The following is a 14601-nucleotide window of genomic DNA, read 5'->3' on the forward strand; positions in this document are numbered from 1 at the left end:
CGGCGCGACTTTGCCGGGACCCCACCGCGGTCCGCCTCAGGAACCCCACCAGCACCACCCGATTCCCCTGCCCCGAACCGGTTTGACACCCGACTAGAACATATGTTCGACTGGCCGCGTGCGATGGGATCGGCAGCGAGCAGGGGAGGGTGAGCCGGCACTGCCCGGGCTGGAGGGCCTGGTGCGTTCCGTGCGGTCACCGGAATTCGACGGCGTCACCTTCCACGAGGTGCACGCGCGCTCGGTGCTGAACAAGGTGCCCGCCGGCTCCGGCGTGCCGTTCGGCTGGACCGTGAACCCCTACCGCGGCTGCTCCCACGCCTGCACCTACTGCCTCGAAGGCGGCACCCGGATCCTGATGGCCGACGGCCGCACCAAGGCGCTGGCCGAGCTGGAGGTCGGGGACGCCCTCTACGGCACCCGCGGCCACGGCGCGGCCCGGCGGCTGGTGCCGACCCGGGTCGAAGCGCACTGGACGACCTTGCGCGCCGCCTACCGGGTGACGCTCGACGACGGCACTCGGCTCGTCGCCGGCGGGGATCACCGGTTCCTCACCAGCAAGGGGTGGAAGCACGTCACCGGCAGCAAGTTCGGCGCCGCCCAGCGGCCGCACCTCGAGGCCGGGACCGAGCTGATCGGCGTCGGGCGGTTCGCGCCGACGCCGGACGAAACGCTCGGGTACCGCGCCGGGTACCTCTGCGGGATGCTGCGCTCCGGCGGGTTCGCCGCCGAGCCCGACGCCGCCGCCCGCGCACTCGGGTACCTGCCCGACTTCGGGTCGTCCGTCGGGTTCCTGAAGGTGCCGCCGGACCCGGACGCGCACTGGCAGCGCGGGTTCCTCGCCGGCGTCTTCGACCTCGCGGGCGGCTACGGCCGCGGCATCCTCACGATCGCGCACGACGAACCCGAGATCACCGACGCCGTAGCCGCCGCGCTGGCGCGGTTCGGCTTCGCGCGCCAGCTCGACGAGGTGCCGAAGTTCCCGTCGCGGCAGGAGGTCCGGCTGCTCGGCGGCGCCGGGGAGGTGCTGCGGTTCCTGCACGTGAGCAACCCGGCGGTGACGTGGAAGCGGTCGCTGGACGGCACGGTGATCGGCGCGAGCCGCCGCCGCGTCGAGGCGGTCGAGCCGCTGGGCCTGCAGCTGCCGCTGTTCGACATCACCACCGGCACCGGCGACTTCATCGCCGACGGCATGGTGTCCCACAACTGCTTCGCCCGGAACACCCACACCTACCTCGACTTCGACGCCGGCCGCGACTTCGACACCCAGGTGGTCGTCAAGGTCAACGCCCCGCAGGTGCTCACCGCGCAGCTGAAGAAGCCGTCGTGGCGGCGCGAGCACGTCGCGATGGGCACCAACACCGACCCGTACCAGCGCGCGGAGGGCCGCTACCGGCTGATGCCGGGCATCATCACGGCGCTGGCGCGCTCCGGCACCCCGCTGTCGGTGCTCACGAAGGGCACCGTGCTGGCGCGGGACCTGCCCCTGCTGCGGGACGTCTCCGCCGACGTGCCGGTCGGGCTCGCGGTGTCGCTCGCGCTGCTCGACGGCGAGCTCCAGCACCGCCTCGAACCCGGCACGCCGAGCCCGCGGGCGCGGCTCGAGCTGATCCGCAAGGCCCGGGACGCCGGGCTGCCGTGCTCGGTGCTGGTGGCGCCGGTGCTGCCGTGGCTGACCGACTCCGCCGAGGCCCTCGACGCCCTGTTCGCGCAGCTCGCCGACGTCGGCGCGTCGAGCGTGACGGTGTTCCCGCTGCACCTGCGGCCCGGCGCCCGCGAGTGGTTCGGCCGCTGGCTGGCCGGCTCGTACCCGGCGCTCGTCCCGCGGTACCGGGAGCTGTACGCGCGGGGCAGCTACGTCCAGAAGGCGTACCGGGAGCGGCTCGCCGAGCGCGTCGCGCCCCTGCTGCGGCGGCACGGGCTGGCCCCGAAAACCGGCTACGACCCTCGCGACCCCGAACCGGCGGCCGCCCCGGAACCGGCCGCGCCCGCCGAGCAGCTGCGCCTGCTCTGACGGTCCACTGTGGACCATCCGGGTGACGCGCTGCGCCGTTCGACGTAATCGCCGGGCCGGTGCGCCGCGTTGTCCCGGGCTTGCGGGAAAATGTCCGATCGTGCCGTTGTCGTCCGGCGTCACCGGCGCCTAACGTCGAAGGGATCGATCCGGAAGGAGCGGACGGTGACGACCTCGCAGACCGATCGCGTCGCGGCCGCCCGGCTCGCCTGGGCCGCGCTGAAGCTGACCCGGGCCGGCAGGCACCCCGTCGGCGTCGACCGGCTGGCCGCGATCGTCGGCGTCGCCCCCGCCGAAGCCCGGCGGCTGGTCGAGCTGATCGGCTTCACCCTGCGCCGCGACCTCGTCTCGACCGGCCCCGCCCCGCGCGGCGCCCACCACCGGCCGGAGCCCGCCGAAGGCACCCTCGGCGCCGGCCCGGACGGCTCGGTCGACATGTTCCTGCTGGCCATCGCCACCGGCGAGCGCGTGCACGCGGCCGCGGTCTGCCCGGTCACCGGCACCCACATCCGGATCGACCTGACGAGCCACGGCATCCTGCAGGCCGACCCGCCGACCGCGGTGGTGGCCGCGATCGACCTCGGCTTCGGCCTGGCGAACGTCGACGCGGTGGCCTGCGCCGGCCAGCCGTTCTTCGCCTCGGCGTCGGCCGCGGCGAGCTGGCTGGTGGCCCACCCGGGCGGCCGGATCTACCAGGTGGCGGCCTACCTGGCCCAAGCTCACCGCCTGGTCGCGGCGCTGGAGGCCCGGCCCAGGCACGTCCTCTGAAGCGAGCGCCCGCCGACGTCGTAGGCTGGGCTGTTCGTTAGCCTTGCGGTGGCGACAACCGCCGCTGGAAAGCCCATCTCGAAGGAGAGCAGTCGCAGTGCTCCGCACCCACCAAGCCGGCACCCTGCGTGCCGGACAGGCCGGACAGACCGTCACCCTCACCGGATGGGTGGCCCGGCGGCGCGATCACGGCGGCGTCATCTTCATCGACCTGAGGGACGCCAGCGGCGTCGCCCAGGTCGTCTTCCGCGAAGGCGAGATGGCCGAGCGCGCGCACGCGCTGCGCTCCGAATTCTGCGTCAAGATCGTCGGCGAGGTCGCGAAGCGCCCCGAAGGCAACGCCAACGCCGAGATCCCGACCGGCGAGATCGAGGTGCTGGCCACCGGGCTCGAGGTGCTCTCGGAGTCCGCGCCGCTGCCGTTCCCGATCGACGACCGGGTCGACGTCGGCGAAGAGGTCCGCCTCAAGCACCGCTACCTCGACCTGCGCCGCAGCGGCCCGGCCGCCGCCATGCGCCTGCGCAGCGAGGTCAGCCGCGCCGCGCGCGAGGTGCTGCACGCCCAGGACTTCGTCGAGATCGAGACCCCGACGATGACCCGCTCGACGCCCGAAGGCGCGCGCGACTTCCTGGTCCCGGCCCGGCTCAAGCCCGGCTCCTGGTACGCGCTGCCGCAGTCGCCGCAGCTGTTCAAGCAGCTGCTCATGGTCGGCGGCATGGAGCGGTACTACCAGATCGCCCGCTGCTACCGCGACGAAGACTTCCGCGCCGACCGCCAGCCCGAGTTCACCCAGCTCGACATCGAGATGAGCTTCGTCGAGCAGGACGACGTCATCGACATCGGCGAGCAGATCGTCTCGGCGCTGTGGAAGCTGATCGGGCACGAGATCCCGCGGCCCATCCCGCGCATCACCTACCACGAGGCGATGGCCAAGTACGGCTCGGACAAGCCGGACCTGCGCTTCGACCTCGAGATCACCGACATGACGGAGTTCTTCGCCGACACGCCGTTCCGCGTGTTCCAGGCGCCCTACGTCGGCGCGGTCGTGATGGCGGGCGGCGCCGACCAGCCCCGCCGCCAGCTCGACGCGTGGCAGGAGTGGGCGAAGCAGCGCGGCGCGCGCGGCCTCGCGTACATCCTGGTCAACGAGGACGGCACGCTCGGCGGCCCGGTCGCGAAGAACCTGTCGGAGACCGAGCGCGAGAACGTCGCCGCCGCGGCGGGCGCCAAGCCGGGCGACTGCATCTTCTTCTCCGCGGGCAAGGCGTCGAGCACGCAGCCGCTGCTGGGCGCCGCACGCGACGAGATCGGCAAGCGCCTCGGCCTGATCGACGAGAACGCCTGGTCGTTCGTGTGGGTCGTCGACGCGCCGCTGTTCGCGCCGGTCGAGGACATCGGCGACGACGTCGCCGTCGGCTCCGGCAAGTGGACCGCCGTGCACCACGCGTTCACCTCGCCGACCCCGGAGTGGATCGACAAGTTCGAGCAGGACCCGGGCAACGCCCTGGCCTACGCCTACGACATCGTCTGCAACGGCAACGAGATCGGCGGTGGCTCGATCCGTATCCACCGCGGCGACGTCCAGAAGCGCGTGTTCAACCTGATGGGCCTCAGCGACGTGGAGGCGCAGGAGAAGTTCGGCTTCCTGCTCGACGCCTTCGCCTTCGGCCCCCCGCCGCACGGCGGCATCGCCTTCGGCTGGGACCGCATCGTCATGCTGCTGGCCAAGGCCGACTCGCTGCGTGACGTGATCGCGTTCCCGAAGACCGGCGGCGGGTACGACCCGCTGACCGCGGCGCCGGCCCCGATCACGGCGCAGCAGCGCAAGGAAGCCGGCATCGACGCGAAGCCGGCCCCCGCCCCGCAGAACTAGTGCTGCACCTCAGGGCCGTGTGCCCGCCGGAGAAGACCGCCGAGGCGCTCGGCATCCTGCGGGCCCACGCCGGGACGGCGCACCTGGTCGTGCACCGCGGTGCCGCCGTCTCGCCCGAAGGCGACCTGGTCGAGGCCGACATCGCGCGCGAGGCGGCGGACGAGATCCTCGAGGCGCTGTGCGTGCTCGAGCTCGACCACACCGGTGGCATCACGCTCGAAGCGCTCGACACGGCGCTTTCGGACGCCGCCGACCGGGCGGAAGAGGCCGCGCCGGGCGAGGGCGCGGACGCCGTGGTGTGGGAGGAGCTGCTCGCGCGCACCGGCGAGGAGTCGCGGCTGAACGTGACGTTCCTGGCCTTCCTCACCATCGCCTGCCTGCTGGCCGCGGTCGGCGTGCTGACGGACTCCGCGGTGACGATCGTCGGCGCGATGGTCGTCGGGCCGGAGTTCGGCCCGCTCGCCGCGCTCGCGGTGGGGGTGGTGCTGCGGCGCTGGGACCTCGTCCGGCTCGCGGGCGCCGCGCTCGGCGTCGGCTTCCCGCTGGCGATGGCCGTGACGCTGGGTGGCGCGCTGCTGGTGCGCGCGACCGACGTCTTCGGCGAAAAGGCGTTCGAGCTGAAGCAGCACAGCGACGTCGACTTCGTCTTCTCGGTCGGGGTGCCGTCCCTGGTCGTGGCGATGCTGGCCGGCGCCGCGGGGATGCTGGCCATGACGTCGGCGAAATCGGCCGCGCTGGTGGGCGTGTTCATCTCCGTGACGACGGTTCCCGCCGCGGGTTACGCGATGGTGGCGGCCGTGGCGGGGGAGTGGAGCCGATGCGTCCAATCGGTGGGTCAGCTGCTCGTGAACCTTCTCGGAATCGTTGCAGCAGCGGCCATTGTGTTGATCGTGCGCCGGAATGGGCAACGTTCACCCGTGGGGATGCGTCCGCTTTCACGCGGGTGACCCGTATCCGGGTGGGATGCGTCTTCTTGTCCGGATGTCAGTAGTCATGGTTGCTCAGTCACGAGTAGGGTCGGTGCCAATGACAGTCGACACCTCCTCCTCCGGCGACGCTGGGGTCGGGGCAGGAGCCGAGCAGCTCGCCGTCGCCGCGGCGGTCGCGGCGGGCGAGTCCGTTCTCTCGCGCCGGTTCGGCAGCGCGATCACCCTGGTCGCCCCCGAGGACCTCGCGGGGAGCGGGCCGGCGACGGTGGTCCGCGCGCGGGTGGTGTCGTCGTCGTTCGCGCTGCCGCGCACGGTGGTCGTCAAGCACTACCCGGACCCGCCGGGCCCGGGCGCCGACCCGTTCGCCCAGGAGGCGGTCAGCTACCAGCTGTTCACGGCGCTGGCCCCGGACGAGCGGATGTGCCCGGAGCTGCTCGCCCACGACGGCCGGGACCGCGCGCTGGTGCTGGAGGACCTCGGCCGCACCCCGACGCTGGAGGACAAGCTCTACGCGCGCGACTCCCGCGCGGCCGAGCGCGCGCTGCTGTCCTGGGCCCGCTCGCTGGGCAGGCTGCACGCGAGCACGGCGGGCCGCGAAGCGGACTTCAACGCCCTGCTCCGGCGCCTCGGCGGCCCGGCGAAAGAGGACGAAAGCGGCGTCGACGAGCAGTGCGCGCGCGTGCCGTCCCTGATCCAGGAGCGCCTGGGCATCCCGGTCCCGGACGCGGTCCGCGCCCAGGTCACGGCGGCGCTTGAGCAGTCCCGCTCGGCGGGCTTCCGCGCGTTCAGCCCGGTCGAGCTCAGCCCGGACAACAACCTGGTGACCGGCGAGGGCGTGCGTTTCCTGGACTTCGAGTACGGCTGCGTCCGCTCGGCCCTGATCGACGCGGCGCACCTGAGGCTGCCGTTCGCGAGCTGGCCGGACGCGCTCGCCCTCCCGGCGGGCATGAGCGAGGCGATGATCGCGGCCTGGCGCGCGGAGGTGGTGGGCGTCTGGCCGGCGTTCGCCGACGACGAGGCGCTGGCGGCGCACCTGACCACCAGCGAGCTGCTGCGGGTGTGGCTGATCACGGGGGAGGAGCTGGCGTCCCTCGACCTGTCCCGGCACGCGGCCCCGGTGAGCCGTGAGGCGGCGTTCGTGACCTGGTGGCGGGATCTGGCCAAGCACGCGGGGTACGTGCGGATGACGGCGGTGTCGGAGTTCGCGGCCCGGGTGGCGGCGGCACTGGCGGCGAAGCTGGGACCGCACGCGGACCTGGCGTTCTACCCGGCGTTCCGCTGAGCCCGGTTCGGCTTGTCCACAACCGGGCGGTGCTGTGGACAAGCCGGGCGGCGGCGCCTTTTCCGCGCCGGTCTTGTCGGACCTCGCCGATACGCTGGACGAGGGCAGCCCCCAGGGAGGGCGGGGCGCGTGCGGCGGCGGCGAACGGGACTTTTCCGGCACTTGTGAGGTGAGCGTCAAGAATTAGGCGCGGTGTCGGAGTCGCGTTACCTCGTCCTCACCGGCCGTGAGCCTCCGTGGCCGATGGTCGGGGGCGTGACCGTGATCAGTGTCGAAGTCACTCCCGAACCCTCCCGGCCGCCGCTCGCCGCCGTGCCGGACCACGCCCTCAAGCAAGCGCGGCGGCTGGTCGTGCTCGGCGACTCCACCGCGGTCGGGCTGGGGGATCCGCTGCCCCGGCGGGGCGGGTGGCGCGGGGTCGGCCCGCTGGTCGCCGCCGCGCTCGGGGTCGACGACGACGGGTACCTCAACCCCTCCTTCACCGGCGCGCGGATGCGGTGCGTGCTCACCGAGCAGGTGCCCGCCGCCGTCGCGCACCGGCCGGATGTCGCGCTGCTCGTCGCCGGGATGAACGACACGCTCCGGCCCGACTTCGATGCCGCGAAGATCGCCGCCGACCTCACCGCCGTGATCCACCGGCTGCGCGAAGCCGGGACGACCGTGGTGCCCGTGCGGTTCCACGACCACAGCAAGGTCTTCCGCCTCCCGCCGTCGCTCAAGCGCGCGCTCAGCGCCCGGGTCGCCGAGCTCAACGCGGCCATCGACGAGGTCGTCGCCCGCGAAGGCGTGCTCTGCCTCGACCTCGACCGGCTGCCCGGCGCCTACGAGCTGGCGTCGTGGAGCGTCGATCGCCTGCACCCGTCCGAACTCGGGCACCGCATGCTCGCCGAGGGCTTCACCGGGCTGCTCGCCGGCGCCGGGTTCGCCGTGCCGGAGCCGGTGAGCCTCACCTGCAGCGGCGGGGTCGAGCCGAGCGCCGCGGGGCACGTGGGGTGGCTGGTGCTCAAGGGGATCCCGTGGCTGTGGCGCCGCGGCCGCGAGTTCCTGCCCTACGCCGCGGTCATCATGTGGAACTCGTTCCGCGCCCGCTGAACACGCGCAGCGCTTCGGCGTCCGAAGCCGGGTTGCGGACGAAGAAGTCCGCCCACGCTTCGATGTCCGGGTACGCGCAGTGCTCGGCAAGGAACCGGCACGCCGCTTCGGCGTCGTACTCCGTGCGCCGCAGCTCGACGCCGTCGCCGAGCAGGGCCCAGTGCGCACCCCTTGCGCCGTAGGGCATCCCGACGCTGCCCGGGTTGACGATCAGCCGCCGGTCGGCCAGCCGCACGAACGGCATGTGCGTGTGCCCGCAGACCACGACGTCCTCGGTGACCCCCGCCAGCACCTCCGCCCAGCGCTCCAGCGGGCTGTCGACGAGCACGATTTCGCTGTCGTCCCGCGGGGTCGCGTGGCAGAACAGCACGCCGTCCAGGCTCACGGTCAGGGGAAGCGCGTCCAGGAACGGCAGATCGCCCGGCCGCAGCTGCCGGGCCGCCCACGGGAAGATCGGGTCCGGGACGAAGTCGCCGGCCCCGCGCGCGGACGCCGCCAGCTCTCGGTCGGCGTTGCCGCGCACCCACACCGCCCGGGAGCCGAGCGATTCCAGGCGCGTCAGCGTCTCGACCGGCATCGGCCCGGCGAGGACGTCGCCGAGCAGCACGATCCGGTCCGCCACCTCGACGTCCGGCTCCGCCAGGACGGCCTCGAGCGCGGGCAGCACCCCGTGGACGTCGGACAACACCGCCACCGTCATCGGTCCACCTTCGGGCACGGCAGCGCCCTGGGCGAGGGTTTTCGCCCAGGGCGCAACCGGTGCTACCCGATGGTGAGGGGCAGCTCGCGCACCCCGGTCATGTTCGGGTTGATCTGGAACTTCGGCGGTTCACCCGGGATCGTGCGCAGCGCGGGGTAGCGGTCGAACAGGATGCTCAGCGCCACCCGGCCTTCGAGCCGCGCGAGCGGCGCCCCGATGCAGAAGTGGATCCCGCGGCCGAACGCCAGGTGCGGGTTCGGGTCGCGCAGCGGGTTGAACGTGTCCGGGTCGGTGAACACCCGGTCGTCGCGGTTGGCCGCCGCCACCCACACGAGCAGCATCTGGTCCGGCGGCACGGTCACCCCGCCCAGCTCCACCTCGCGGGTCGCCGTGCGGGCCACCGCCGCGAACGGCGAGAGGTACCGCAGGGACTCTTCGATCGTCGCCGGCAGCAGCGAGCGGTCCGCGCGCACCCGCCGGTCCCACTCCGGGTGCGTGTCCAGGCACAGCACCGCGTTCCCGAGCAGCATCGTGGTGGTGATGTGCCCGGCCAGCAGCAGGATGTTCGCGAAGTTGACGACTTCGTTGCGCGTCAGCCGTTCCCCGTCGACCTCGGCCTCGACGAGCTTCGTCAGCAGGTCCTCCCGCGGCTGCTTCCGCCGTTCGTCGACGTGCGCGCCGAGGTATTCGGCAAGCGCTTTCTGGCCTTCCAGTGATTTCGCGACCGACTCCTCCTGGGACTTCGTCTGCTCCTTCAGCGAAAACTGCTCCGAGGAGTCGAACAGCTTGTCCACCCAGCCCTTGAACAGGTACCGGTCGCTCGCGGGGACCCCCAGCAGCTCCGCGATCACGATCACCGGCAACGGGTAGGCCAGGTCTTCGACCAGTTCGAGCCGTCCGTCGCCGCCGGCCGCGTCGAGCATTTCGTTCGTCACCGCGGCGATGCGCGGTTCCAGGTCCGCGACGACCTTCGGCGTGAACGCGCGGCTGACGAGCTTGCGCATCTTGTTGTGCAGCGGCGGGTCCAGCTGCAGCAGGTTGCCCGCCGACATCTCCTTCAGGTCGGCGTCCTGCATCATCTCCTTCGGCACCAGCCGGGTGGTGTCCGAGGAGTACGTCGCCGGGTCGCGGAGGACCTCTTCGGCCTCCGGGTGCCCGTAGACGTTCCAGAAGCCGAGCTCGGGCGCGTGGTGCACCCGCGCCTCCGGCTGCTTCCCCCGCAGCCAGAACTGGGATTCGTGGAGTCCCCAGGTGTCCGCTTGTGTGGTGGTCATGTCCGCCCCTTCTTTCCCCTGTGCGGCCCCGGGATCAGCCGGGGGCCTTGGCGGGATCGTGTGCGTAGATCCCTTGCCGGTAGCCCGAAACGAGCGCCTCGAGCGCCGAACCCAGTTCCGCCGCCACGTCCGCCACGGCCACGGGATCGGGTTCCCCCGCCGGTTCGAACGCGGTGCGGATGATGTGCGCGAGGACGGCCGCCTTCTCCTCGAGGGCGATCCCCTCGAACTCGTCGGAGAGCGTGTCGCCGAGGTAGAAGCCGAGCGTCGCGGCGTTCAGCGCGTAGGTGACGTTCGGGACGTCCGCGCGGATCAGCCCGCGCCGGAGCATCGCGTCCTCGAACTGCCCGCGCAGCTCGTCCTGCTGCTTGCGCAGGGCGAGGTCGCCGAGCGAGCCGAACATCTCGGCGTTGCCGCGCAGCATCGCCATCACCAGCGGACGGCGATGGGTGACCAGGAACGACGCCGAGATCATCCGGTGCGGCAGGATCATCGCCGGGTCGGCCTTGATCGCCGCCAGGATCTCGTCGGTCAGGTCGGCCGATTCGCGCATCATCAGCGCCTGGAACAGCAGTTCCTTGGTGCGCCAGTGCAGGTAGACGGTGCCCTTGCCGATGCCGGCCGCGCGCGCGATGTCGTCGATCGCCACCTTGCGGTAGCCCATGCGCAGCAGCAGCTCGCCCGCCGCGTCCAGGATGCGGTCGGCGCGCTCGCGGTTCGGATGACTCATGCGGTTCCACCTGCGGGTTCGTTGAACTTTTGACCTGTTGACCAGAATCGCACTTTCGGTCAACCGGTCATCACGACGGTAGCGCGGCCACCGGTGCCACGGCAAGCGGTTCTGTCGGTGCCGTCGGTTAACGTCATCGGTGTGGCACAGGACGAGCTCTTCACCGTGAACGCCGATCTGGCGCCCCCGCCGGAACCGACGGGGTCGAACGCCGGCGAACCGCAGGCGGACCCGGCGAGCTCGCCCCTGGCCGTCCGGATGCGGCCGCGTTCGCTCGACGAGGTCGTCGGCCAGCAGCACCTGCTGCGCGAGGGCGCCCCGCTGCGGCGGCTGGTCGAAGGGGCGGCGCCGGCTTCCGTGCTGCTCTACGGCCCGCCCGGCACCGGCAAGACCACCCTGGCCAACCTCGTCTCGATCGCCACCGGCCGCCGGTTCGTCGCGATGTCCGCGCTTTCGGCGGGCGTCAAGGAGGTCCGCGGGGTCATCGAGGAGGCCCGGCGGCGGCGCCAGTACAACGCCGAAAACACCGTGCTGTTCATCGACGAGGTGCACCGCTTCTCCAAGACCCAGCAGGACGCGCTGCTCGGCGCGGTCGAGGACCGCACCGTGCTGCTGGTCGCGGCGACCACCGAGAACCCGTCGTTCTCGGTCGTCTCGCCGCTGCTGTCGCGGTCGCTGGTGCTGCAGCTGCGCCCGCTGACCGACGACGACATCACGCGGCTGCTGGAGCGCGCGCTGGCCGACGAACGCGGCCTCGGGGGCGAGCTGACGCTGAGCGAGGACGCGCGCGCCCACCTCGTCCGGCTCGCGGGCGGGGACGCGCGCCGCGCGCTCACGGCGCTGGAGGCGGCGGCGGACGCGGCCTCGGCCACCGAGGCGAAGGCGATCGACCTCGCCATCGTCGAGTCCACTGTGGACAAGGCGGCGGTGCGCTACGACCGCGACGGCGACCAGCACTACGACGTGATCAGCGCGTTCATCAAGTCCATCCGCGGCTCCGACGTCGATGCCGCGCTGCACTACCTGGCCCGGATGATCGAGGCGGGGGAGGACCCGCGCTTCCTCGCCCGGCGGCTGGTCGTGCACGCGAGCGAGGACATCGGGATGGCCGACCCGACGGCCCTGCAGGCGGCGGTCGCGGCTTCGCACGCCGTCCAGTTCATCGGCATGCCCGAAGGCAGGCTCGCGCTGGCGCAGGCGACGATCCACCTGGCCACCGCGCCGAAGTCGAACGCGGTCATCACGGGCATCGACGCGGCGCTGGCCGACGTCCGCGCCGGGCTGGCCGGCACCGTCCCGCCGCACCTGCGCGACGGGCACTACGCGGGCGCCAAGAAGCTCGGCAACGCCCAGGGCTACCGCTACCCGCACAACGTGCCGGAAGGCGTGCTGGCGCAGCAGTACCCGCCGGACGAGCTGGTCGGCCGGGACTACTACGAGCCGACCCAGCGCGGGGCCGAGCGCACGCTCGCCGAGCGCGTCCCCAAGCTGCGCCGGACGATCCGCGGGGAAAAGTGACCGCGGCGGAACGATGCACGGGTGGTTGATCACCGAAGCGGGCCGCGGCGTCCAAGATCATCGGGTTTCGTAAGCTTCGCGCCTTGAGGTGACCCGAACCGGGTCCCGGTGACCGCAGGAGGCGAACCCGTGCCCGCGACGCTGCAGTGCATCGTCCTCGATTGCCCGGAACCGGTCGCGCTCGCCCGCTTCTACCAGGCTCTGCTCGGCGGCGAGGTGGACCGGCCCGATCCGCGGTGGCGGGTCGACGAGGACTGGTCGACCTTGCACGTGGACGGGCTGGTCCTGGGCTTCCAGCGGTCGCTCGACTACCGGCCGCCGCGCTGGCCGGACCCCGGTTTCCCGCAGCAGTTCCACCTCGACTTCGAGGTCGACGACTTCCGCGAGTCCCACCACGTCGTCCTGGCGAACGGCGGCCGGCTCCTGGACCCGGACCTCGGCGGCCGCGGCTGGCGCGTCTACGCCGACCCGGTGGGCCACCCGTTCTGCCTCCTCGGTGATTACTGAGCGCGTCCGCTGGGCACGCTGAGGGCATGACTGTCGCTTTCCTGGGAACCGGGATCATGGGCGCCCCGATGGCGGCCAACATCGCGAAGGCGGGCCTCGACGTCCGGGTTTGGAACCGGACGCGGGCCAAGGCCGAGCCCCTGGCCGACGTCGCCACGGTCGCCGATTCGGCGGCTTCGGCCGCCGAGGGCGCGGACATCCTCGTGACGATGCTCGCCGACGGTCCCGCGGTGGCCGAAGCGTTCGAAGCCGCTTCGCCCGCTTCGGGGACGTTGTGGCTGCAGATGAGCACGGTCGGCCTCGACTGGACCGACCGCCTCGCCGCGGCGGCGGAGCAGGCAGGCGTCGTGTTCGTCGACGCCCCCGTGCTCGGTACGCGCCAGCCCGCCGAGCAGGCGCAGCTGCAGGTCCTGGCGTCCGGCCCGGAGGAAGCCCGCCCGAAGGCGACGCCGGTGTTCGACGCGGTCGCCGTGAAGACGCAGTGGCTCGGCCCGGCGGGCCGGGGCAGCCGGCTGAAGCTGGTGCTGAACGCGTGGGTGCTGGCCCTGACCAACGCCACGGCGGAGAGCCTCGGCCTGGCGGCGGCGCTGGGGGTCGACCCGTCGCTGTTCCTGGAGACGATCGAGGGCGGGAGCCTGGACGTCGGCTACGCGCACGTGAAGGGCGGGGCGATGCTGTCGGGCGAATACCCGCCGTCGTTCCCGGCGGGCTTGGCGGCGAAGGACGCGCGCCTGGTGGTGGAGGCCGCGGGCGAGGACGTCGACGTGGCGGGCGCCCGCGCGGCGCTGTCCCACCTGGAGGCCGCCGTCGAAGCGGGTCACGGCGACGAGGACATGGCGGCGCTCTACCGCGCGGTGCGGAAGGAGTGCTGAGCCCAAGCGCCCCAATGTGGCCTTGGGTGCGTCAGACGCACCCAAGGCGGCCTTCGGTGCGCAAGACGCAACCAAGGCCACCTTGGGGCGCTTCAGGCCGGGAGGAGTGTCGCCAGGCGGTCCACGCCCAGGCCGCTCGTCATCAGCCGTTCCTTCGCGTTCCCCAGCAACCGCCGCGTCCACGGCGTGAAGCCGCCATCGCCCACTTCGGCGAGCTCGCCGCCGAAGGACGCGTACACCTTGAAGCAGAGGCCCTCGTAGTACCCACCTCGGCCGCCTTCGCGGTCCGGGAACGGGCGGACCGGCACGTCCGGCACCGCATCGAGCAGGCCCTCGAACCGGGGGTCGAGCACGGTCACGGCCAGCTCGACCGCGGCCGCGCCCAGCGTCCGGCAGGCCTCGGCCAGCAGCCGGGCGTGCTCGGCCCAGTGCTGCCGCTCGAAGGCCAGGTCGCCGGAGTCCCGGCCGGCCGTCACCGCACCGAACAGCGAGAAGTGCGCGAACAGCCCCGCCGGGACCTGCTGGGCCCGCACCACGCGCTGCACCGAGGCCAGGCGGACGACGTCCGCCGACGAGCGCCGGACCGCCGCCTCCAGGGCCAGGCCGGTGGTGGGGTCGGCGGCGACCTCGGTGCCGCGGCCGGTCGGCACCACCCGGTGCTGGGCCACCCCGGCCACCGCCGAATGGGTGCCGAGCGGGACGAGCGGCGAGAGGGGCACCAGGTCGAAGCCCGTTGCGGCGCCGAGCGCGGCGTCTTCGACCCGGCGCAGCAGGGCGAACGGCAGCGGGCTCGGCGCCGCGAACCGGTCGTCGCGGTGCCGCCGCAGCACGTCGGGACCGGACACCCGGGCCGCGCGGCGGCGCGCGATCTCCAGCTGCACCGTGGTCAGGTCGGCGCCGGGCAACGCGGCCAGCACGTCGGCCGCCGCGCCGCCCGGCCCGGAAAGGACCCGGCGCCCGGGTCCGTCGTCGTGTGCCATCGCCCAGGTGTACCGCCCCGCGGGCGCCGGGGGCGACGGGTTTTCCGGCCCGCGCGGGGTGA

The 14601-nt window shown here is 72.8% G+C and carries 13 protein-coding genes; 9 read left to right on the forward strand and 4 right to left on the reverse strand.

From position 1 onward, the window contains the following. Window positions 1–118: 118 nt before the first annotated feature. The 6 genes from EIY87_RS43590 (at window position 119) to EIY87_RS43615 (ending at window position 7958) form a co-directional block, all read left to right on the forward strand. Complete coding sequence (locus EIY87_RS43590; RefSeq protein ID WP_191984491.1) at window positions 119–2014, forward strand: intein-containing Rv2578c family radical SAM protein; 1896 nt, start codon at window positions 119–121, stop codon at window positions 2012–2014. Between the two features lie 165 nt (window positions 2015–2179). Then, window positions 2180–2782, forward strand: a complete 603-nt coding sequence (gene merB, locus EIY87_RS43595; protein WP_125315854.1) for an organomercurial lyase — start codon at window positions 2180–2182, stop codon at window positions 2780–2782. Window positions 2783–2879: 97 nt separating this feature from the next. Continuing rightward, entirely contained in the window at window positions 2880–4655 is a 1776-nt protein-coding gene (gene aspS, locus EIY87_RS43600; protein ID WP_125315855.1) for an aspartate--tRNA ligase, read from the forward strand. After that, entirely contained in the window at window positions 4655–5602 is a 948-nt protein-coding gene (locus tag EIY87_RS43605) for a DUF389 domain-containing protein (protein WP_191984492.1), read from the forward strand. The genes aspS and EIY87_RS43605 overlap by 1 nt, the downstream gene beginning before the upstream one ends. A 79-nt stretch (window positions 5603–5681) precedes the next feature. After that, window positions 5682–6866 (forward strand): phosphotransferase, encoded by a 1185-nt coding sequence (locus EIY87_RS43610; protein ID WP_125315856.1) that lies wholly within the window; start codon window positions 5682–5684, stop codon window positions 6864–6866. Window positions 6867–7109: 243 nt separating this feature from the next. Beyond that, entirely contained in the window at window positions 7110–7958 is an 849-nt protein-coding gene (locus EIY87_RS43615; protein ID WP_125315947.1) for an SGNH/GDSL hydrolase family protein, read from the forward strand. On the opposite strand, the gene EIY87_RS43620 is transcribed toward EIY87_RS43615, so the two are convergent. The 3 genes from EIY87_RS43620 to EIY87_RS43630 form a co-directional block, all read right to left on the reverse strand. Next, on the reverse strand, window positions 7930–8658 hold the full coding sequence (locus EIY87_RS43620; RefSeq protein WP_125315857.1) for a metallophosphoesterase family protein: 729 nt from the start codon (window positions 8656–8658) through the stop codon (window positions 7930–7932). The two genes, EIY87_RS43615 and EIY87_RS43620, sit on opposite strands and share 29 nt — an antisense overlap. A 62-nt stretch (window positions 8659–8720) precedes the next feature. Next, window positions 8721–9932 (reverse strand): cytochrome P450, encoded by a 1212-nt coding sequence (locus EIY87_RS43625; RefSeq protein ID WP_125315858.1) that lies wholly within the window; start codon window positions 9930–9932, stop codon window positions 8721–8723. Window positions 9933–9966: 34 nt separating this feature from the next. Next, complete coding sequence (locus tag EIY87_RS43630) at window positions 9967–10662, reverse strand: TetR/AcrR family transcriptional regulator (protein ID WP_125315859.1); 696 nt, start codon at window positions 10660–10662, stop codon at window positions 9967–9969. A 141-nt stretch (window positions 10663–10803) separates the two neighbouring features. On the opposite strand from EIY87_RS43630, the gene EIY87_RS43635 reads away from it, so the two are divergent. The 3 genes from EIY87_RS43635 to EIY87_RS43645 all read left to right on the forward strand — a co-directional run bounded on the left by EIY87_RS43635 (window position 10804) and on the right by EIY87_RS43645 (window position 13559). After that, entirely contained in the window at window positions 10804–12180 is a 1377-nt protein-coding gene (locus EIY87_RS43635; protein WP_125315860.1) for a replication-associated recombination protein A, read from the forward strand. 129 nt (window positions 12181–12309) lie between these two features. Beyond that, the gene (locus EIY87_RS43640; protein ID WP_125315861.1) at window positions 12310–12687 is read left to right on the forward strand and encodes a VOC family protein; all 378 of its coding nucleotides are present in this window, start codon (window positions 12310–12312) and stop codon (window positions 12685–12687) included. A gap of 26 nt (window positions 12688–12713) precedes the next feature. Further along, window positions 12714–13559: an NAD(P)-dependent oxidoreductase gene (locus EIY87_RS43645; RefSeq protein WP_125315862.1), complete on the forward strand. Its 846-nt coding sequence runs from the start codon at window positions 12714–12716 to the stop codon at window positions 13557–13559. Between the two features lie 92 nt (window positions 13560–13651). Here EIY87_RS43645 and EIY87_RS43650 read toward each other — a convergent pair whose 3' ends face one another. Then, window positions 13652–14539, reverse strand: a complete 888-nt coding sequence (locus EIY87_RS43650) for a hypothetical protein (protein WP_125315863.1) — start codon at window positions 14537–14539, stop codon at window positions 13652–13654. Between the last annotated feature and the right edge of the window lie 62 nt (window positions 14540–14601).

The organism is Amycolatopsis eburnea (genome assembly GCF_003937945.1).
GTDB lineage: Bacteria > Actinomycetota > Actinomycetes > Mycobacteriales > Pseudonocardiaceae > Amycolatopsis > Amycolatopsis eburnea.